This window comes from Staphylococcus sp. HMSC067F07 (genome assembly GCF_001837405.1).
GTDB lineage: Bacteria > Bacillota > Bacilli > Staphylococcales > Staphylococcaceae > Staphylococcus > Staphylococcus capitis.
The window spans coordinates 1-21770 of sequence record NZ_KV832240.1; the positions used below are offsets into that span (position 1 = coordinate 1).

Genomic DNA, 21770 nt, shown 5'->3' on the forward strand with positions numbered 1-21770 from the left:
TACTCGCAATAGTGAGGGGATTGGTGCATATAATGCACGAAGCTCTTGTTAACTTAATTATAACATTGATTAGTAAAGTAATGCAAAGTACTCATTCATTTCTCTTTTGAATACTATTTCTATCTATAAACTAAGTCGTCTTTACGGATAAAAACATTGTAACTTAGCATAACATTGTTTAACTCATATGCATTATTAGGGCATAAATCAAGCAGGTATATTTTTCGTTATAAGCTCATATTTACGTTTTATAGATTATTCCACCATTCAAAGTTATCTTGTTTAAGTAATTGATCGCTTTCTTTAGGTCCAAAACTTCCTGGTTTATACTGTGGTATTGTTACGTTAGATTTTTTCCATTCAGTACTTATATAATCTATAAATTCCCATGAATGTTTAAGTTCTTCCCAATGTACAAAATTAGTTTGATTTCCTATTAAAGCATCACATATAAGTGATTCATAAGCATCCACTACTTGGTTTTTATCTATTGAGTTATAAATTTTCATATTATGACTTCTATTATTTCTATTTGATTTATTTTCATAAATATATAGTGATATTTTGGCATTAGGTTCTATATTTATTACCAGTAAATTACAATCAGTATCCTCATTATTATTTTCATATCTTAATGTATTATTGTTTTTTTTGAATTCTATAACAATCTCTGTTGCTTTTTTACCTAAGCGTTTCCCCGTACGAATATAAAATGGAGTCCCTTCCCATCTTCTATTATTGATAAGTACTTTTCCTGCTACAAATGTTTCTGTTGTTGAATCACTATCAACACCTTTTTCTTCATGATATGACATTATCGGAGTTTCATTAATAATACCATTAATATATTGTCCTCTAACAAAATATTTGTGTACATCAGCCCCTTTCAAAAATTTTATATTGTTTAAAAGTTCGATTTTTTTTAGTCTAATATCTTTACTATTTCTGCTTTCGGGTTTCTCCATAGCAATAAGAGTAAGTATTTGTAGTGCATGATTTTGCACCATATCTTTAAGCGCTCCTGTAGAATCATAGTATTGGCCTCTATCTTCAATGCCTAAAGTTTCCGATAGAGTTATTTGAACATTTGATATATACTTGTTGTTCCACAATGGTTCAAATATTGTATTACCAAAACGTAAAGATTCAATATTTTGCACCATCTCTTTACCTAGATAATGATCTATTCTAAATATTTCTTCTTCTTTAAAATACTGTCTTATGTGTTTATTTAAGTCTTCAGCAGATTTCAAATCTTTTCCAAATGGTTTTTCGATTATTAATCTTGAAAATCCATTTGTATCAGAAAGACCTGATTGGCTTATGCTTTGAGTTATAATTTTAAAAAATTGAGGATTCATTGCTAAGTAAAATAATCTATTGCCATCCAAACAATATTTTTTATCAATATCATTGGAAAGTTCCTTTAATTTATTCCAACTTGTTTTATCTTCAACATTTTGTTGAAAGTAAAATATGTTATCTAAAAATAAGTTCACCATTTCAAAATTTTCTCGGCTTAATAAAATTTGTTTTACTTTACTTCTATATTCTTCATCACTTATATCCTCTAAACCCGTAGAAATGATAACTAATTTCTTAAAGTGACCCTTTTTATAAAGATTAAAAATAGAAGGTAGCAATTTCCTGTAACTTAAATCTCCTGTTCCGCCAAATATTGTTATTAATGATGATAAATTTTTATCCAAAGCAGTTCCCCCCTTTTACTTGATTAGCTAGTTTCTGGTTTTCATTCCGTAACAGTAATTATATTACTCTTCATCCCATTGTGTGTGGAACACACCTTCATGATCTTTACGTTCATAAGTATGTGCACCAAAATAGTCACGTTGTGCTTGGATAAGATTAGCAGGTAAATCTTCAGAACGATAACTATCATAGTAGTTCACACTTGCAGAGAATCCTGGTGTTGGTACACCGTTTTTAACGCCTGTTGCTACGACGTCTCTTAATGCCTCTTGGTAATCTGTAACAATATTTTTGAAGTATGGATCTAATAATAAGTTTTCAAGTTCTGGATTATTATCGTAAGCATCTTTAATTTTTTGTAAGAATTGTGCACGAATGATACAACCCTCACGCCAAATCATTGCAAGATCACCTAATTTTAAGTTCCATTCGTGATCTTCGCTCGCTTTTCTCATTTGCGCAAAGCCTTGAGCGTAAGAACAAATCTTACTCATATATAATGCTTTTCTGATTTTTTCTAAGAATTCTTCTTTATTACCATCAAATGAAGCTTGTGGTCCATTTAATGATTTAGACGCGTTAACACGTTCTTCTTTAATGGATGAAATGAAACGAGCAAATACTGATTCAGTGATAATTGTTAATGGAATTCCTAATTCTAATGCATTAATAGAAGTCCACTTACCTGTACCTTTTTGACCAGCAGTATCTAATATTTTTTCTACTAAAGGTTCATTATTTTCATCTAATTCAGTGAAAATATCACCAGTAATTTCTATTAAGTAACTTTCGAGTTCTCCAGCATTCCAATCTTTGAATGTTTGAGAAATTTCAGTATGACTCATACCTAATAAGTCTTTCATCATTGCATAACTTTCAGCGATTAATTGCATATCTGCATATTCAATACCGTTATGGACCATTTTCACATAATGACCTGCACCATTTGGGCCAATGTATGTTACGCAAGATGCGCCATCTTGCGCTTTAGCTGAAATGGCATCTAAGATATCACTGACTTTATTATAAGCGGCTTCTTGACCGCCAGGCATTAATGAAGGACCAGTTAAAGCGCCTACTTCACCACCTGAAACGCCCATACCGATGAAATTAACGCCACTTTCAGCTAATGCTTTATTTCGACGAATTGTATCTTGATAGTTTGTATTACCACCATCAATTAAAATATCATCATCATCTAACAGCGGAAGTAGTGTATTTATCATATTATCCGTAGGACTCCCGGCCTTAATCATCAACAAAATTTTACGGGGTTTTTCTAATGAATCTACAAATTCTTTCAAGTTATACGCAGGATATATCTTTTGATAATGAGACTTTTGAATAGTATCATTAATTTCATTATTATCTCTACTATGAATACTCACAGAATATTTCTTATCCTCGATGTTCCACGCAAGATTTTTCCCCATAACACCTAAACCTAAAATTCCAATATTACTAGACATTGTATCCTCTCATTTCTTTATAGTTTATAACCTACAATCTTGCTTCAAGATCTTTTTTCATATCTTCAAATCCTGGTTTACCAAGTAAAGCAAACATATTTTGTTTATACGCTTCTACACCAGGTTGATTGAATGGATTGACGCCTAATTGATAACCACTCATAGCACATACAAGTTCAAAGAAGTACACGACATAGCCAAATGTTTCTTCATCTAATTGTGGAATATTAACAACGATATTAGGTACGCCACCATCAGTATGTGCTAATAATGTACCTTCAAATGCTTTTGTATTAACTTCATCAATTGTTTTACCAGCAAGATAATTTAATCCATCTAAATCGTCACTATCTTCTTCAATAGTAAGATCATGTTTTGGATGATTCACTTTAACAACTGTTTCAAATAAGAAACGACGACCTTCTTGAACGTATTGTCCTAATGAATGTAAATCAGTAGTGTAGTTAGCACTTGAAGGATAAATACCTTTAAAGTCTTTACCTTCTGATTCACCAAATAATTGTTTCCACCATTCATTGAAATATTGCATTGACGGTTCATAGTTGATAAGCATTTCAGTTGTATAACCTTTGCTATATAGAAGGTTACGGATTGTTGCATATTGATAAGCAATATTTTCTTCTAATTTGTCAGAAGATAATTCTTTACGTGCTTTTGCTGCACCAATCATCATCGCTTCAATATTAATACCTGCAGCTGCGATTGGTAATAAACCTACAGCAGTTAACACTGAATAACGGCCACCTACATCATCAGGAACTACAAATGTTTCATAACCTTCATTTGTAGCTAATTGTTTTAATGCACCTTTTTGTTTATCTGTTGTAGCAAAGATACGTTTTTTAGCTTCTTCTTTGCCATATTTATTCTCAACTAATTGTTTGAATAAACGGAATGCAACTGCTGGTTCTGTAGTTGTACCAGATTTAGAAATGACGTTTACAGAGAAATCTTTGTCAGCTAAATAATCTACTAATTCTTTTGTATAGCTTGATGATAAATGGTTACCTACAAAAACAATTTCAGGATAGTCATTATTTGTTCTAAATGAAGATGTTAGCATTTCAATAGCAGCACGTGCACCAAGGTATGAGCCACCAATACCAATAACAACTAACACGTCAGAATTTGCTTTAATACGTTTAGAAGCTTCTACAATTCTTGAAAACTCTTCTTTATCATAATCAACTGGAAGGTCTACCCAACCCAAGAAATCATTTCCTGCACCAGTTCCTCCATGTATCGTTTTGTGTAATGTCTTCACGATATCTTTTTGTTGTTCTAATTCATGTTCTCCAAAAAATTCTAAAGTCTTACCATAATCTAATTGAATATGAGTCATCTAAAAAGCCTCCAAATTTGTAATTATTAGTCTTATATTTACAATTCCAACTGTACACTACAGTGTAATATTATTCATACTGAAAAAATAGTCACCCCCTTTAGATAAGCTGACATTCCCTATATGCCAATTTTGTCAGTATTGATTTATTGATAATTATGTCAAAATAAAGGTATAAATTAATGAAAGGATGAATTATCGTGGAATTACAATTAGCTATTGATTTATTAAATAAAGAAGAAGCAGCAGAATTAGCGAAAAAAGTAGAAGAATATGTTGATATTGTAGAAATTGGTACACCAATTGTGATTAACGAAGGTTTACCTGCCGTTCAACATTTAAATGAAAATATAAGCAATGCTAAAGTATTAGCAGACTTAAAAATCATGGATGCAGCAGACTATGAAGTAAGCCAAGCTGTTAAATTCGGCGCTGATGTTGTAACAATTTTAGGTGTAGCAGAAGATGCGTCAATTAAAGCAGCAGTTGAAGAAGCACATAAAAATAACAAACAATTATTAGTAGATATGATTGCTGTTCAAGATTTAGAAAAACGTGCGAAAGAATTAGATGAAATGGGTGCTGACTATATTGCAGTGCACACTGGTTATGATTTACAAGCTGAAGGACAATCTCCATTAGATAGCTTACGTAAAGTTAAATCAGTAATTAAAAATTCTAAAGTCGCAGTTGCTGGTGGTATTAAACCAGATACAATTAAAGAAATTGTTGCAGAAGAACCTGACTTAGTAATTGTTGGTGGCGGTATCGCAAATGCTGATGACCCTGTAGAAGCAGCTAAACAATGTCGTGACGCTATTGAAGGTAAATAATGATGACAACTTTTAATCATTATCAATTAATTTTAGATGAGTTAAAGGGCACTTTATCTCATGTTAAAGATGAAGAATTTGATGGGTTTGTATCAGAAGTAACTGAAGCATCACGCATATTTATTGCAGGTAAGGGGCGTTCTGGATTCGTTGCAAACAGTTTTGCAATGAGACTCAATCAATTAGGAAAGCAAGCATTTGTCATTGGCGAATCAACAACACCATCAATTCAAAAAGATGATTTATTTATTGTAATTTCTGGTTCAGGCTCAACAGAACATCTTCGCTTATTAGCAGAAAAAGCGAAATCAGTTGATGCAAAAGTGGTATTACTAACAACTAAACTAGATTCTGCAATTGGTGAAATTGCAGACACAGTAGTTGAATTACCAGCAGGTACAAAACACGATGCTACTGGGTCTGATCAACCGTTAGGTAGTTTGTTTGAACAATCATCACAAATCTTTTTAGATAGTGTAGTCATTGGACTAATGACACAATTAGATGTTGAGGAAACAACTATGCAAAATAATCATGCCAATTTAGAATAGATATAAATAAGCAGTTAATGCGGAAGATTATATAATCTTCCGCATTAACAATGTAAATTCTAATATATAGAAGAAAGAAGGATGAAAATTGTATTATAAAGGAAAAGAATTTTTCACTTCTAAAGATTTAGCTTTATGTGTTATCGGAGGAAAGTGGAAGATCCCTATAATTTTTCATTTACTTCAAGACAAAGTATTGAGATTAAGTGAGCTACAAAAAAAGTTGCCGCATGTCAATCAAAGGATGCTAATAAGACAACTTAGAGAATTAGAAGAGGACCAAATTATTGAAAGACATACTTATTCTGTAGTTCCCCCAAAAGTGGAGTATAAGCTGACATCTATAGGCTACAAGCTAGATAAGGTGGTTTATGCAATATGTGAATGGGGTGATTTATTCAAGGATGAAATAATACATTAAAAAGTTCTGGTGCAAATTAAAAATAAAGTTAACTACTCTCTTATAATGTAAGTATTCAATTAGCTGACTAACATGTATTAATTTCGCCGTTCTATGAAATTAAGGGTTCTGTTGCAAAGTTAGATAAATATAGCTAATCACCATTTTATTGTGTCAGTCTTCGCCTAACCAGCTAACATATAACTAATTTCGTGGCATGGTGAAAATCCGTAGATCTGAAGAGACCTACGGTTTTTTTATATAATCCGTAAATACATTCAATGCCTTTGAGTGTATTTTTTGCCGTATTGACACTTTGATATCTTGTCTTTCTCACCTTAATGTGACGATGATCTTGTTCAATGAAGTTATTGAGATATTTAGATGTGCAATGACAGTTAGGTTTCAACTTAAACACTTTAATTATTTTAGCCATGGCTACCTTCGTTGAAGGTGCTTGATCTGTAATTATCATTTGAGGTTTACCGAATTGTTTAATAAGGCGCTTAATAAACGCATATGCTGATTGATGATCTCGTTTTTTGCGTAACCAAATATCTAATGTATGTCCATCTGCATCAATCGCGCGATACAGATAACACCACTGTCCTTTAATTTTGATATATGTCTCATCAACACGCCACTTATAATACGCTTTTTTATGTTTTTTCTTCCAAATTTGATACAAAACGGGAGCATATTCTTGAACCCAACGGTAGACCGTTGAATGATGAACGTTGACACCACGTTCTCTTAGTATTTCAGATATATCACGATAACTAAGCGCATATCTTAGATAGTAGCCAACGGCTACAGTGATAACATCCTTGTTAAATTGTTTATATCTGAAATAGTTCATATAGCATACTCCTTTTTGTTAAAATTATACTACAAAATCAACTTTGCAACAGAACCAGATCACTTATCAGAAGCTACCTATCATCGTATATTCGTAGATGATATAATATACAAGTCGCCTATCTCTCAGGCGTCAATTCCGACGCAGAGAGGAGGTGCTAATCTATGCTAGAAATCCTTGTTCACATCACGACCACAGTCATCAGTGGTTGTATTATTGCGTTATTTACGCATTGGCTACGTAATCGCAATAATAAATAGGCGACCATAGCCACACCTAAAAAATCCCCTCACTATTGCCGTAGTGAGGGGATTGGTGCATCTATGCTAGTTTCCTTGTTAACTAAATTATAACATCGGTGAGTGGAGAAATGCAAAGTCCTCATTCATTTCTCTTTTGAATATTATTTCTATCTATAATCTAACTCGTCTTTACGGATAAAAACATTGTAACTTGGCATAACATTGTTTAACTTATGGTTACTTTTTTGTAAATCTATACCACACTTATTAAGTATAGCTTTCATGATAATTCGATCTGATTCTTTAATATCCATATAATCTTCAGACATATTTTTATAAGGTGAATTGACTTTAAAAGTGATTTGTGAAATTAAACATGCATTTTCAATACTGTCCATATGAGGATAGACGTTGCATTTTATAGCAGTTCCTTTTACTACACTCTTTTGGAGCAGTAACCAATAGTTACGTAAAGATTGTAGTAAAGTGTCTTCAAATGGAATTAGTATAATCGATGATAAAAAAACTCCGATAATAAACCAAAATCCGTTTACTATTTAGTTGCAAATTGCTAGATTCATAAGTCACTTCGCTTCCTCAAGAATTATGATTTTATTATATCATTTTTACGCTTTCAGTTTATTTAATATTTATAACTTTAATTGTATGATTGGCGTACACCCTAATCATACAAATTAAGTTGTTGAATTTATCGCAATTAAAACGTATGATTAGGGTGTATATTAATTTCGGAGTGAAAATAAATGATTATAGGCTATGCGAGAGTATCTTCGATAGATCAAAATTTAGAAAGACAACTAGAGAATTTGAAAACGTTTGGTGCTGAAAAAATATTTACAGAAAAACAGTCTGGGAAATCTATTGAAAATAGACCGGTACTTCAAGAAGTTCTTAATTTTGTAAGAATAGGAGATCGATTTGTTGTGGAGTCTATTGACCGTTTAGGACGTAACTATGATGAAATTATTGAAACTGTGAACTATTTAAAAGAAAAAGACGTGCAGTTAATGATTACAAGTTTACCTATGATGAATGAAGTGATTGGTAATCCATTACTGGATAAGTTTATGAAAGATTTAATCGTTCAAATTTTAGCAATGGTTTCAGAACAAGAGAGAAATGAAAGTAAACGTCGACAAGCTCAAGGGATCCAAGTTGCGAAAGACAAAGGTGTATATAAAGGACGTCCTTTACTCTATTCACCGAATGCGAAAGATCCTCAAAAACGTGTTATCTATCATCGAGTTGTCGAAATGTTAGAAGGAGAACAAGCAATTAGTAAGATTGCGAAAGAAGTTAATATTACAAGACAGACAGTTTATAGAATTAAAAATGATAAGGGATTATCTTGATAAATTGATTGTCAATGCAAATGAGCGTTTCTTACAGCGTCTCATAATACATGTTAATCATGTATTATGAGATTTTAATAATAAGACAGGAAAAAGAGAGAGCAAAAAGGCTCTCTCTTTTTTTCTATATTTTTTCTCAATAACGAACGTTTTTCATTACTTCTGTTATCTCATTTAAATCAAATAAATCTGAAGATTTCCATGTAACATTTTGTTCATTAGACTTATTTTCTATATATGATATGCTGAAGCACCTGTTAATAGAATTTTTTTGTAAATTTAGCCTCCAATTTTAAAAATGAGCAGGTACATGCTTGCCTCAGCTCATCTTTTTCATAATAAGCTAAATTGCTCACTACAATTAAATTAATTTGATATAAGTGTGGCAAGAGTTCTACGTCTCTTAATAAATAATACCCAATTTTATTGATAAATGAACTTAAATTTAAAATTAAATTGATGAGTATCAGAAGTACGATTTACATAAAAAGGTACGACAAGTTTATGAGCTTGTCGCACCTTTTTAATTACAATTAGTTACTAACAAACGACTCCAAAAGCCTTTTTAAGTTGTGTTTATTCACCCTTTTTTCTTCCTAATGTTGATTAATATTTACAGCGTCTGTAGTATATGATACTTCTTACACATCCACGTTTTATCTATCATTAGTAGGTGTATCAAAGGAATAATTAAGCAGCCTCTCTTCCTCTAATTAATTTTTGAATCTTTTTTATTACTCTCTAACGCCAAAACTTGCTGATTCTTAAGCAATCTTTAATCTTTCCTGCAACTCTTTTCTATTCTGGCTCATATATGCGTTTTAAGAAACAAATGTAATTGAATAGGTTAAAAATTATATATTTTTAAAGTTTCCTTTAAACCAACTGTTAAAATGTATAATAAGGATATTGGATTACCATATGTAAATTTGTTTTTAGCACGACGTTTTTTAGGTGTGTAAGTGTGCCTTTAGATATAAAAATAAAAGTCAACCTAGAAAAAGTAGATTGACTTTTTCTTTTGATGCAGTATCGTCAATGTAAATCTAAAAATTATGGCTATAAATCTACATCACTTTTCAAAAATGTAGTAGTGATATTCAATACTAATTAATTTTTATAACTACTAGGAAATATCTCAAGGCGTTTCTTTAAATTAAAAATACTCCACAAATAAATGTGGAGTATTAAAGTGAATTATCTTTTGTAGGTTTTATTCCAGATTAGCATGATTTTGCTGCATTGTTTCTTCATCAACGTTTATCTCAGTCATTAAATCTAAAACAATACTATCTAAAAACACTTGTGATGCTTGTTCAAATAAGCTACCTAGAGGTTGTGCTGAACCTTCAGCATCATATTTCGTTCCCGCCGGTAATTCAATCACTACATTTGCAAGTTCACCAATCTTTGACGTTGGATTTGTTGACAATAATACAACTTCTGCACCTACAGCTTTAGCTTTATCTGCTAATAATCTTAAATGCTCTGTCGAACCTGAGCCAGAAAGGATAACAAACAAATCTTTTTCGGTAATGGAAGGTGTAGTGGACTCGCCAACTACATGTGCACCCTTCCCAAGCTGATTCAATCTCATCGCAAAACTATTTGCTACAAAACCCGAACGTCCTTTTCCAGATACAAAAACTTGCTCTGCTTTAATAATTTGCTTTAAAAACGTTTCGGCTTCACTGTCTTTCACATGTGATAATGTGTTGTCTATTTCATCTAGTATTAAACGATAATTTGTGATTTCTGTCATCATTATTTTCCTTCAATCGCAGCTCTACATTGTTTAGCAGCTTCTACAGGATCATCAGCATTTGCAATGCCGCCACCAACAATAATTAAATCAGGATTTTCTGCAACAATATCTTTAATTGTATCTGGTTTAATACCACCTGCAACTGCTACTTTAGAATTACTAATTACAGATTTAACTTTACGTAAACTTTCTAAAGGAGATTGACCTTCAGCTTGTAAGTCATAACCAGTATGAACAGCGATATAATCTGCGCCTAAATCATCTAAATCTTTCGCACGTTTTTCTAAATCTTGTACTGCAATCATATCTACTAATAATTGTTTGCCATGTTTATGTGCTTCATCAACTGCTGCTTTAATTGATGCATCTTCTGCAACGCCTAAAATTGTTACTATGTCTGCACCAAATTTAACTGCTTGGCTTACTTCATAGTCGGCAGCATCCATAATTTTTAAATCTGCTAATACTTTTACACCATCAATATTATCATTTAAATGTTGTACAGATGGTAATCCTTCATTTATAACAATTGGTGTTCCAATTTCTACGATATCTACATAATCTTTAACTTTATTTGCTAATTCTGCAGCATCCTCTTTATTTAATAAATCAATTGCTAATTGTAATTCCATTAAAACGCCCTCCTATCTATCTTTTATATTATAATTATGGTATTATTTACGATAAATAACAATACTGACATTTTTGTCACTATATAAATTAAAGATGTTGTGTTGTTAATTAAGTATAATAATAAAGAATTTTATATACCCAAATATTTAGCTTTTCTATAATTGGTAGAAGATGAAAATCACTTTTATCTTTTGCAAATTAATCGTTTAAGATTAATTGAATTATAAAATAAACTACTCAGCGTATTTTATTAAAATTAGTTACTAAATAAGAGATTCCAAATTATAAACTTTGGCTACTGGGACGAATGATAAATTCATTTACAGAAGATTCTTCCGGCTCATTAATTGCGTAATTAATAGCTCTAGCAATAGCATCTGGTTTAATTGCATTTTTATATAATTCATCTATATCTTGTTTCATATCTTTGTCACTAATATGGTCTGTTAATTCAGTGCTGACAGCGCCCGGAGACAGAATTGTTGTTCTAATATTTGAACCCACTATAGCTTCTTCTTGTCTTAATCCCTCAGTTATCGCTCTCACTGCATATTTGGTACCACAATAAACAGTACTACCTGGGAAAACAACATGTCCCGCCACAGAAGCCAATTTAATAATATGCCCTGATTTTTGTTTTCTCATATAAGGTAATACTGTACCAATGCCGTATAATACACCTTTAATATTCACATCTATCATTTGATTCCATTCATCTTGCTTATTCTTTTCTAAAAAGGATTGAGGCATAAGACCCGCGTTATTAATTAAAACATCTATACGGCCAAAATCATTATAAGCTGTTTCAATTAATGCATTTACTTCATCGGGCTTTGTTACATCAGTTTTTTAATACTTACACTATCACGACCTACTTTTTGTTGTATTTTTTCTAATCTATCTAAACGTCTCGCACCTAAAACAAGCTTGGCGCCATTTTCAGATAACAAATTCACAGTTTCCTCCCCAATACTACTAGATGCACCTGTTATCACAACTACTTTATCTTTTACATTATTCATTTTCTTACCTCTTAAATTATTATAATTATATACTTCACTATTTTATCGTTATCGAAACCACATTTAGACCAAAAAGAGGCAGCAAAGCTGGCTCAGGAATTAGAAGAATTTATTGATATCGTACTAGAGGGAAAATTGTAATAAATAATAAATCATAATATATAATTTATTATTTAAATTAACATAACCGATGATTATCAGAAGTTCGATTCACATAAAAAGGCATGACAAGTTTATGAACTTGTCGTGCCTTTTTTATTACAATTAATTACCAAATAAACGACTCCAAAACCCTTTTTTAGGGGTCTGTTCTCCCCTATCAGCAGTCTCACTCTCTATTTCTTCAGATAGTTTATCATCTTTTGGGAACTCATCTTCTTTTATACTGTCACCCTTTTCCTCTTCAGCTACATCTTTATGTTGTACTTCTGTTGGATGTTCATTTTCTTGTTCTTGATCAATATCTTTAGGTTCTTCAGTAAATGTTGCTTCTTGTGAATTAACGTTTTGTCTATCATTAACAGATGTATCAAAGGAATAATTAAGCTGTCTTTCTTCCTCTAATTGATTCTCCAATTTTTGAATCTTTTTATTACTTTCTAAAGCTAATATTTGCTGATTCTCTAAAAGTCTATTAAGTGTATTTATTTGCTCTTTATCTCTATTTGATTGTTCTTTATATATAGCTACTTGGTTATATAATTGTTTTATTGTCTCATCTTTCACCAGGTTATCATTATTAGGTTCAGCTTCTTCTTTTTTTTCACCTTCAAAATCATCATTCTTATTTTGATTTTTTCTTATTCGGTTTACTACTATAGTTTCATCTTCACCGGATAAGTAATTTACGTTATCGATTTTTTGAAATTTTACATTTGCTTTTTTAGCATTATTATAAACAGTCATTTTTGTTACGTTTAATTCATCGGCAATTTCCTTCATACTTTTCATATAATGGCCTCCATATAATTATACACATGACATTTATACCATTATATAGCTATTATACTTGTTATTACAAGGGCATATAATTCATTATACATATAGCTATATACGGTTATACGTATAACTATATAGGATTATATGTATAAACTTTCAACCCTATATGTATAGGTGTTATACACCCTTTATACTTGCTATATAAGCGTTTATACGCTGTTATATGACATAACCATATAAAGGTATTATACGAAGTTTTATCTTTTTTGAAAATGCATACATCCAAATGTATATAAACAATTTAACAAAGCTTTTAAAAGTGTTATTATAAATATATATAAAAGAAACCCAACTACGGGAATAGTCAGGTTTCTTCGGTAATAAAACAAGTGATTTGTTTGTTTATATATTTGTTATATTCTTATTATATATTCTAAGAATTATTAGTGCAAGTCGAATACATATAAACTTACTTATAGCTTTTTATTACCTCTTTTAGAAATTTAAATATGAAAGAGGTTTTTGTATGTCCAACTTTAACATTAAAGAAATCCAAAAAGAGAAATTTTATCAATTACCTAAAGTGTTTTTTACGAATCCTAAATATGTTAATTTGTCTAACGATGCAAAAATAACATGGTCAATATTAAGAGATCGTTTAGATTTATCTATAAGAAATAATTGGGTAGATAAAAATGGAGATATATTTTTTATTTATACCAATGAAAAGCTTAAATCTATTTTAAATATTAGTAGTCCAAATAAGTTATCTAAAATTAAAAAAGAATTAACTCAAGCTGATTTATTCAATCAAATAAGAGTAGGTTTAAATAAACCTAATAAATTATATATTAAAAAACCAGAAGTAACAGAAGCTGATGTATATTATATTTCACAACAAGAAAATGATATAGAACAGCGTAATAACACGGACGTATCAAATTCATACGTCCAGAAATATGATAATGATACATCAAGAAATATTAATTTGATACATCATGACATATCAAAAGAATACACTAATGATACTGACTTAAGTAATACTGACTATATAGAGACTAAGAATAATGATACGCATGATATGAATGATACACCTAACAATATTTCTGAAAACGCTCATTCGAATCATACAAATCATCAACAAACTGAATTTAATAATGATGCCTTAAAATTCCAAGTGCTTGAAGAATTGCCACAACAAATCAAAGATTACTTAAGTAATTTTGAAATTAGAGAAATTCGTATTATTAAAAGTGTTTTACTTAAAGGAAAAAAATCATTTAATAATGCTCATGATACATATTACCGTTTAGAAGACGTGGAGTTCGAACTTGTCAGTGTCTTAAAACGATTTAAAGCGATGTTGCTACAAAAAAATGAAACTGTTGAAGCTATGCAAGGGTATCTAATGCAATCAATTAAAGCTGAACTTGAAGAAACTCATGCACTGTATATGCGACGTCAAAACATGAAAAAACATAATATCTTTAATCAATAATTCAAGTAATCTTATAGCAATCAAAGAAACCTCAAAATACTCGGTTAAATCATCAGATTATTTAACTGGAGATAGTGAAAAAGATTCAGAGATTGTTAATGATTTAGAAAAAGGTTTATACCGAAAACGTATGTTGAGTTATGGTGGTTTGCTTAAACAAAAACATAAGATTTTAAATTTAGATGATGCCGAAGATGGCAATTTAATTAATACAAGTGACGAAGATAAAACAACAGACGAAGAAGAAAAAGCACATTCAATTACGGCAATTTGGAATTTTGAAAAACAAAATTATTACTTAAAAGATTTGAAACGTTAGCTTAAAAGCTGGCGTTTTTTTATGCTTTTTTGCCCCTGCGGGAACTATAGCGTTCAACCGGCATGGTTGACCAGTTTTTACCGCAAAAAATAATTTTGTGCGTAACTGGGCAGTGTCTCAAAAATTCGACACTGGTTTTGCTCAAATTTTTGCTTTTGGAAATAGCATATATTTATTTAGCTCATATTTGCGTTTTAAGAGCTTATATAAGTTTTTAGGCATAAAACTATATGAATTACCCCTAAAACTTTAAAATGCCCCCTTAAAATTCAAAATAAAGGTATTTAAAATTTTAAAAATAAAAAAGCTACTAGCAAAAAACTAGTAGCTTAAATCTTAGTTAAATTTTGATGTAGTATTAATTTTTATATCTACGCTACAACGTCGATTCAAATTCGTGCAGTATTAATTTTTGTATGTGCGCCACAACGCCGATTACTAATAATGCAGTATTAATTGTTATATCTGTGCTGCAACACCGATTACTTAAAAATAAGATTAAAAAAATCGACGAAGGTCGATTATGGTTTTTGCATTGTTTGGAACAAACGTGTAAGTGCGCCCTTACGGGATTTAACTAGATTATAACGACGAAAAACAGACCTGTAAAGTGATAACTATTGTGATAAAGTTTGTTAAAAAGGAGCGATTTTATGACTGCTATTTGGATATCGATTATAGGTATGTGGTTTTGTATTGGAATGGCGTTTTTTGCTATCAAGAGGAGTAAAAATAAAAAATAGAACACGCATTTATGCCGAGAAAATTTATTGATGTTGAGAAGAACCCTTAACTAAACTTGCAGACGAATGTCGGCATAGCGTGAGCTATTAAGCCGACCATTCGACAAGTTTTGGGATTGTTAAGGGCTCCGAGGCTCAACGTCAATAAAGCAATTGGAATAAAGCAATAAGGTTTATTAATCTAAAAATAAAAGGGGTTTTTAATTTTGAAAAAAGCTTTATTTCTTTTACTAGATGAATTTGCAGATTGGGAAGGAGCATATTTATCTTCAATTTTAAATCAAGATGATAATTGGTCTGTAAGTACTATTTCTGTTGAAGAAAATGTATCTTCTTTAGGTGGTTTTTCTGTTTTGGTAGATTATATTATTGGCGATGAACCTAAAGATTATGATCTGTTAGTTATGATTGGAGGTAATTCTTGGGATAATAATTCTGAGAACCTTTTAAAATTTGTTGAGGAAGCATTTAATAAAAATATAGTAATTGGTGCTATATGTGGAGCAGTTGATTATTTAGCTAGAAATGGTTTTTTAAACAAATATAAACATACTGGTAATTCGGTTTATATTTGGCAAAATTATAAAAAATATAAACCTGAGAATGAGTTTTTAGAAAAGCAAAGTGTTGTTGATAATATGCTTATAACAGCAAATGGTACAGCATCACTTGAATTTACTGAATCAATTTTAAGAGAGATTGATTTTGATTCTGATAAAAGTATTGAAAAGACAATATTTATGAATAGGTTTGGTTTTTATAAATATTGTGAAAAATACGGAAATCCATATTTATAAAGTTGGGTGTATTTGAGTTTTTAGAAACGAGTTGAAAACGAGTTTCTTCTTGTCTTGGTAATGGGGAGATTGATTTAATCCATTTTAAAATTCTAGCATAGGATTCAAATAATTTTATGGGAAAAGAATGCGTCGCAACGATCTATACCGTATTTTTTAGAGTGGATGCGTTAAATATATTAATAAAATTGATAGCATGGAATCTAATATTGATAATAGAACTTATCGTTTCATTATTTCAGTTAACCGTAATGGTTTTAAAGGTAGTAAAATGTTATAATATAGATGTATTGAAGGAGGAGTGGCGACTCCTCCTAAAAAGTTAATTTAGTTTATTAACTCTTTAATTAGTGATGTAATAGCTCTTAACAGATTGATTAATGCTGTTAGGAGCTTTATTTTTTACTCTTTTAGACATTCATCATTATACCTCTTTTAACAAATATGACTGCAACCTAATCATACTTTTGCTATATCTTCATTTCATTAACAATATGTTCACCTACTACTATATTACCAATTGAACCATTTTGAGTTTATAATTCACTTTCTCGAAGTCTTTTTTTAATTCTATAAATTTCATTTTATTAATGAATGTTTATTTAACTTTTACATTAATACCAAACTAAGACTTACTCATTGTAGGTTGTAAATTATTTAAATCGTTTGTTAAATTTACAGGGAATCTAAAAGGAATCCCGGACAACAGGATAAGGAGGAACAATGCCATTGCCATGGCACCCAGCATAGCTGGGGTTCTCTAAACTTATCCTTAAAGACTTTGAACGCTGATATTACAGTATTTTTGAATCGTATTTAATGACGGACACAAAGGAATCCATGAAATTTTACATGGCATTTTCTTTGGAAAATAGCAATTCTTCTATTCTTTGGGGCGCAAGGGATTTCGCAAAAGGGAATCTTTAGATTCCCTAGAGATTCCCAGAAGGATTCCTTATGTTCATCCAAAATCAATCAATATTTCAGTGTATAATTGATTAGTAATTACTAAGTTAAATATGATACGGTAAAACTAAGTAATTACTAAGCTAATAACTTGTTAAAATAGATGAGTATTTGCTTAGTTTATTTTTTGTAAAAATATTGAGTAATTACTAATTATATAATTAGATGAATAAATGAGTGATTACTTAGTTGTGGAGGGGTTAAAAATGACCAATCAAAGTCATAGAAAAGCTAAAACGATCAATATCAATTTAACTGAAGAAGAATATAAAAAGGTGAAAGCGTTAGCAGAAGATAGAGATTTAAATCCAACAGCTTATACACGGCTTGCGGCATTAGGTAATCGAATTAAACCAACGGTTGTATATCCTGCGGATGAACGTATTGATGAACTAGAGAAAGAGAATCAAGACCTTAAAAAACAACTTATGGCAGGTTATGGCCAATATGAAGTTACAAGAGAAGATTTTGATAACTTAGAAGAGCAATATTATCGTTATGCAGGCTATGTAAATACGTTTAAAGACTTTTTACAATATATGCAGAACGATGCGGAATATATTAATTTAAATGGGTATAAAAGCGACGAAAAGCTAAAAGAAGAGATTAGGGATGTTATAAAAGAAATGAAAAATGAAAACTAAGGATGAATTACATGAATTTAAATGTTCAAGATTTGTTGGTATTACATGAAAATGTGAACAGAGAAGTAGGAAATGAAAAGCTTAATAACTTTTATTTATCTAAAAATAATGTAGATATTATAGCTTCATTGAACAAAATGATTGAAGAACAAATTTTAATAAAAAATAGTTCTCTTGAAATCACATTAAATAAACTAACGAAAAAAGATTTAAAAGCAATATTAAAAAGTGGAGAGCTAACTGTAGGAGGTACCAAAAAGGATCTGGTTGAACGCATTCTTAATAATATTAAACGCATTGATGATGAATATCTCGAATTAGCGCCAGTATATACTCCAACAGATAGGGGTAAGAAATTACTAGAAGAAACGAAATATGTCATTCATTTTGAGTGGGGGTATAACAATATTAGCCTGCCACAAGCTCATGAAATTGCTTCAAATTATATAGGTGATACTAATCAGGATAAAGTTATAGAAATTTATAAATTTGAAATTAATCGAATTTATAAATCTACTCCAATAGATATTAAGCTAATAAATCTCTATAGATGTTTATCAGAATATTTTAAAAGATGCAAAAATGATAATGATAGTGCAAGAGTATATTATAATTTAGCGTATTATCTTCAAATAAAAAATACTCTGGAGGATATGAGAAGACCAGCGTCATCAATTTATGACGCATACGGTAAATTTTCAGAAGAACGTTTTAAGAGCAATCTAGAGCCTATTCATTTTAGAGTAGAAGTATATGAGCAATTAATATTTATTGAGGGTATGTCAAATGAAAATATATATGATTTATTCATTAAAGACGTAAGTAATTACTATGATTTAGATGAAGAAATATTTAAGTATGTCATAAATTATTTAATAGCTTATATAAAAAAAGAAGATGATCAAGAAGCTTTTTTAAAAGTTACTGATTTAATAAAATCAGAGTACCTTATTTCAAAAAAGGAAAGAGATGTACTTAAAAATGATTTAGATGAAGAATATTATATAGAAAAAAGTAGTCATAGAAATATACAAACTATAAAGACTAATATTAATAAACTAATTAAAGAAGATGTAAATATTGAAGTAGAAATAGATATCGATACAGGAGAAATTGTTTGGTATTTAGAAGAAGAAGATATTAAAAAATTATAAAGAGTGTCTAAATTTTAAATCGTTAATGTTTGGAGAGTTGAACTAAAAGAAATAAAAGTAATGAATACGGTTGTGTATTCTTTAAACAAAGAACACACATAAAAACTACTAAAATCTTTACTTTTATTGAAGATTTTAAACTTAAAATAATTTATAACAAACGTTCTTTTTTGCTAATATTGTAATATGCTTTCAACTTTACAATAAGACTATATTATTAATGTGAGGTGGGGAAACTTATGAATCCAAAACAAAAAACTAGATTAAAACATTATCAAAACTATGATTATCCTAAAAAAGCCTATATGTTTTTTTATAATAAAAAAGTGAAAGTTGTTTTAAATAATGGAGAATCATTTACGGGATATATTGTTAAAGAATATACTTACGATATATTACTAGTGAAAAGTGATGGAATAAAAGATCCCAAAGATAACGAATTAGAGAAACGTACAATGATTCCCAAACATGCAATTTCTTATACTACAAATTTTATACATCTATAGAACGAATTTTTGACTATATTAAATATGGAGAAAAAAGATATATAAGATAAATTGTATTTTATAATTCAAATTTGCAATATAATCAATAAAAGCCAACAAAATTTTGTTGGCTTTTAAAGTTTAAAGCAATGACTCGTTGATAGAGGTTATAATTTTTTGTATCCATCTGATGTAAGTTCATCATGTAAATCATTCATCTCATCTTCATCACTGGATGTAGATACTTCCTCTGTCGTATCGTCTTTAACAAGTCTATTGTTTTCTAATTTATAATTTTTATATCCCTTATAACTATAATCTACCTCAGGATCACTATACTCACTTGTTCTCGTCACTTTGACTGCTGTAACCAATGTAATATTTGTTGGTTCAACTTTAGAAACAGGTGATACTTTTTCACTATCTTTTTCATCATCATTAAAGTAATCATCACTTGATACGCCATAGTCAACTTTATAGTAATTATCTATGTTTTCAGTATTGTATTTAGTATATTTACTACTATCGTATTCGTCTTTAATAAGTTTATTATTTCTATCAAGTGTTTCAGAAATGTTTTCGAGTTTATTTAGCTCGGGAAGGTTATTGGCTTTTATTGTATAAGTTTTCTTACCTTTAAATGAACTTGACCCATTGTTGTTTATATCGTCTATTAGGTCTTGCGGAATTGTTAACTTGATATTATCTCCATTTTTTAAACTGCCATTGTTAGGAACTGTAAACTCATAACTTGAAAGAGATAAATTAGACAAATTGTCAGGAGTATCTTTAGTTATTAAATTAAGTGATCCAGAGCCATTCACACCAGTGAATTTAGGGTTGAAACCTTCAATTAAATCTTTGGCAGTTAATTCTTTTGGTTTCTTCAAACCATGTACCTTAAATTCTTTCGTAAATTCTTTTGCTTTTAATTTAAATTCTTTAGACGTTCCTTTTTCGAGTTTTAATTGTACTTTCACTTTATCTCCATTTGATAAATTTTCATTGTTATGAATATTAAAATCAACATTATCCATGATTTTAGAAGCATGTCTCATTTGTTGAAGTTCATCATAATTTAAATCATCTTCTTCTATATCTTCACCATTATTGTTCTCTATCATTTTTATAATTTCTTTGTTTTTAAAATCAGACTGTTTTAATGCACGTATGTAAAGTTTATTTGTTACTTTATCATAAGATTCATCTGTGATCTCAGCAGTTCCTGATTTTTCATAGCCGTGGAATGAGACTTTTACATCATCTTCTACATTCACTTTATGATTTTTTACAAATAAGGTGATTGCTAAAATAACGACGATTAATAGAATAGCCCCTCCTATTAAATACCATTTAAACTTATTAAGAAATGCTTTTGCTTTTTCCATATAAATGATCCCCTTTTATAAATTATGTAACTAAAAAGTTAATTAATATTAATTTAACACATAATGATATTGCAATATATATGTAATTAAAATAATATTGACTTTAAGTATATTATTTTGAATTCAAAAAGGGGAGATTATTATGAAAAAAGGATTAATACTAGTTCTAATTCTTTGCGTTAGTTTAGTGTTATCTGCTTGTGGAAATGCGGAAGATAAAGCTCAAGGTAAATGGGTATATAAAGAAGATGACGAAAAAATAACACTGAAGATAGAAGATAGTGATGCTGAGTTAACTTATATGGGTTTAACAATGGAAGGTGAAATCGAGAAAGTAGAAAAAGATAATTTTTCATTAAAATTGGAAGATGATAGCACGGTGAGATTTAAAGTAAATGGCAAAGAATTAAAAGATGAAGATGACAATGTTTGGAAGAAAAAAGATTAATAAATTAAATTATTCAACATAATTCAACTTATCGGAAGTTATCTGTCATCATATATTCGAAGATGATATAATATATAGGTCGCCTATCTCTCAGGCGTCAATTTAGACGCAGAGAGGAGGTGCATATCAGATGATCGAAGCTCTTGTTCACATCACGACCACAGTCATC

20 protein-coding genes and 3 pseudogenes are annotated in these 21770 nt (G+C 30.1%); 12 read left to right on the top strand and 11 right to left on the bottom strand.

Annotated features, from left to right (window positions below; all coding sequences use genetic code 11):
• Nucleotides 1-248: 248 nt before the first annotated feature.
• The 3 genes from zwf to HMPREF2706_RS11515 form a co-directional block, all read right to left on the bottom strand.
• Nucleotides 249-1709, bottom strand: a complete 1461-nt coding sequence (gene zwf / locus HMPREF2706_RS11505; protein WP_069825656.1) for a glucose-6-phosphate dehydrogenase — start codon at nt 1707-1709, stop codon at nt 249-251.
• Nucleotides 1710-1772: 63 nt separating this feature from the next.
• Nucleotides 1773-3179, bottom strand: coding sequence for an NADP-dependent phosphogluconate dehydrogenase (gndA, locus tag HMPREF2706_RS11510; RefSeq protein WP_000097595.1), 1407 nt, complete (start codon nt 3177-3179; stop codon nt 1773-1775).
• 31 nt (nt 3180-3210) lie between these two features.
• Entirely contained in the window at nt 3211-4542 is a 1332-nt protein-coding gene (locus tag HMPREF2706_RS11515; RefSeq protein ID WP_069825658.1) for a glucose-6-phosphate isomerase, read from the bottom strand.
• Between the two features lie 200 nt (nt 4543-4742).
• On the opposite strand from HMPREF2706_RS11515, the gene hxlA (HMPREF2706_RS11520) reads away from it, so the two are divergent.
• The 3 genes from hxlA (HMPREF2706_RS11520) to HMPREF2706_RS11530 all read left to right on the top strand — a co-directional run bounded on the left by hxlA (HMPREF2706_RS11520) (nt 4743) and on the right by HMPREF2706_RS11530 (nt 6347).
• Nucleotides 4743-5375, top strand: a complete 633-nt coding sequence (gene hxlA / locus HMPREF2706_RS11520) for a 3-hexulose-6-phosphate synthase (protein ID WP_000422872.1) — start codon at nt 4743-4745, stop codon at nt 5373-5375.
• 2 nt (nt 5376-5377) lie between these two features.
• The gene (gene hxlB, locus HMPREF2706_RS11525; RefSeq protein WP_001826328.1) at nt 5378-5926 is read left to right on the top strand and encodes a 6-phospho-3-hexuloisomerase; all 549 of its coding nucleotides are present in this window, start codon (nt 5378-5380) and stop codon (nt 5924-5926) included.
• An 88-nt stretch (nt 5927-6014) separates the two neighbouring features.
• Nucleotides 6015-6347 (top strand): winged helix-turn-helix transcriptional regulator, encoded by a 333-nt coding sequence (locus HMPREF2706_RS11530; RefSeq protein WP_000291486.1) that lies wholly within the window; start codon nt 6015-6017, stop codon nt 6345-6347.
• A 164-nt stretch (nt 6348-6511) separates the two neighbouring features.
• On the opposite strand, the gene HMPREF2706_RS11535 is transcribed toward HMPREF2706_RS11530, so the two are convergent.
• A protein-coding gene (locus HMPREF2706_RS11535; RefSeq protein ID WP_223200496.1) for an IS6 family transposase occupies nt 6512-7185 on the bottom strand; the annotation gives its coding sequence in 2 pieces (ribosomal slippage) (nt 6512-6585 and nt 6585-7185; 675 coding nt in all).
• 164 nt (nt 7186-7349) lie between these two features.
• Between HMPREF2706_RS11535 and HMPREF2706_RS12155 the strand changes: the two genes are divergently transcribed.
• Complete coding sequence (locus HMPREF2706_RS12155) at nt 7350-7445, top strand: type I toxin-antitoxin system Fst family toxin (protein WP_000889978.1); 96 nt, start codon at nt 7350-7352, stop codon at nt 7443-7445.
• 149 nt (nt 7446-7594) lie between these two features.
• On the opposite strand, the gene HMPREF2706_RS11540 is transcribed toward HMPREF2706_RS12155, so the two are convergent.
• The gene (locus tag HMPREF2706_RS11540) at nt 7595-7825 is read right to left on the bottom strand and encodes a hypothetical protein (RefSeq protein WP_002471858.1); all 231 of its coding nucleotides are present in this window, start codon (nt 7823-7825) and stop codon (nt 7595-7597) included.
• Nucleotides 7826-8191: 366 nt separating this feature from the next.
• Here HMPREF2706_RS11540 and HMPREF2706_RS11545 point away from each other — a divergent pair, with 366 nt between their 5' ends.
• Entirely contained in the window at nt 8192-8800 is a 609-nt protein-coding gene (locus HMPREF2706_RS11545; RefSeq protein WP_070862405.1) for a recombinase family protein, read from the top strand.
• A gap of 659 nt (nt 8801-9459) precedes the next feature.
• On the opposite strand, the pseudogene HMPREF2706_RS12425 reads toward HMPREF2706_RS11545, so the two are convergent.
• The 5 genes and pseudogenes from HMPREF2706_RS12425 to HMPREF2706_RS11565 form a co-directional block, all read right to left on the bottom strand.
• Nucleotides 9460-9575: pseudogene (locus tag HMPREF2706_RS12425) on the bottom strand (DUF536 domain-containing protein); the annotation flags it as partial.
• Nucleotides 9576-10013: 438 nt separating this feature from the next.
• On the bottom strand, nt 10014-10562 hold the full coding sequence (gene hxlB / locus HMPREF2706_RS11550; RefSeq protein ID WP_070862413.1) for a 6-phospho-3-hexuloisomerase: 549 nt from the start codon (nt 10560-10562) through the stop codon (nt 10014-10016).
• A gap of 2 nt (nt 10563-10564) precedes the next feature.
• Nucleotides 10565-11197, bottom strand: a complete 633-nt coding sequence (gene hxlA, locus HMPREF2706_RS11555) for a 3-hexulose-6-phosphate synthase (RefSeq protein ID WP_070862406.1) — start codon at nt 11195-11197, stop codon at nt 10565-10567.
• Between the two features lie 283 nt (nt 11198-11480).
• Nucleotides 11481-12220: pseudogene (locus HMPREF2706_RS11560) on the bottom strand (SDR family oxidoreductase).
• Nucleotides 12221-12484: 264 nt separating this feature from the next.
• On the bottom strand, nt 12485-13171 hold the full coding sequence (locus HMPREF2706_RS11565) for a DUF536 domain-containing protein (RefSeq protein ID WP_011304068.1): 687 nt from the start codon (nt 13169-13171) through the stop codon (nt 12485-12487).
• A 514-nt stretch (nt 13172-13685) separates the two neighbouring features.
• Here HMPREF2706_RS11565 and HMPREF2706_RS11570 point away from each other — a divergent pair.
• The 6 genes and pseudogenes from HMPREF2706_RS11570 to HMPREF2706_RS11600 all read left to right on the top strand — a co-directional run bounded on the left by HMPREF2706_RS11570 (nt 13686) and on the right by HMPREF2706_RS11600 (nt 19786).
• Entirely contained in the window at nt 13686-14657 is a 972-nt protein-coding gene (locus tag HMPREF2706_RS11570; protein WP_070862407.1) for a replication initiator protein A, read from the top strand.
• 16 nt (nt 14658-14673) lie between these two features.
• Nucleotides 14674-14976 (top strand): annotated as a pseudogene (locus HMPREF2706_RS11965) (protein rep); the annotation flags it as partial.
• A 949-nt stretch (nt 14977-15925) separates the two neighbouring features.
• The gene (locus tag HMPREF2706_RS11580; protein WP_011304071.1) at nt 15926-16516 is read left to right on the top strand and encodes a type 1 glutamine amidotransferase family protein; all 591 of its coding nucleotides are present in this window, start codon (nt 15926-15928) and stop codon (nt 16514-16516) included.
• 1172 nt (nt 16517-17688) lie between these two features.
• The gene (locus tag HMPREF2706_RS11590) at nt 17689-18126 is read left to right on the top strand and encodes a plasmid mobilization protein (RefSeq protein ID WP_070862409.1); all 438 of its coding nucleotides are present in this window, start codon (nt 17689-17691) and stop codon (nt 18124-18126) included.
• Between the two features lie 11 nt (nt 18127-18137).
• The gene (locus tag HMPREF2706_RS11595; RefSeq protein WP_070862410.1) at nt 18138-19280 is read left to right on the top strand and encodes an SAP domain-containing protein; all 1143 of its coding nucleotides are present in this window, start codon (nt 18138-18140) and stop codon (nt 19278-19280) included.
• 239 nt (nt 19281-19519) lie between these two features.
• Nucleotides 19520-19786, top strand: coding sequence for a hypothetical protein (locus HMPREF2706_RS11600; protein WP_070862411.1), 267 nt, complete (start codon nt 19520-19522; stop codon nt 19784-19786).
• 146 nt (nt 19787-19932) lie between these two features.
• On the opposite strand, the gene HMPREF2706_RS11605 is transcribed toward HMPREF2706_RS11600, so the two are convergent.
• Nucleotides 19933-21153: a hypothetical protein gene (locus HMPREF2706_RS11605; RefSeq protein WP_070862412.1), complete on the bottom strand. Its 1221-nt coding sequence runs from the start codon at nt 21151-21153 to the stop codon at nt 19933-19935.
• A gap of 142 nt (nt 21154-21295) precedes the next feature.
• Here HMPREF2706_RS11605 and HMPREF2706_RS11610 point away from each other — a divergent pair, with 142 nt between their 5' ends.
• Nucleotides 21296-21601, top strand: coding sequence for a hypothetical protein (locus tag HMPREF2706_RS11610; protein ID WP_049427190.1), 306 nt, complete (start codon nt 21296-21298; stop codon nt 21599-21601).
• Nucleotides 21602-21770: the final 169 nt, after the last annotated feature.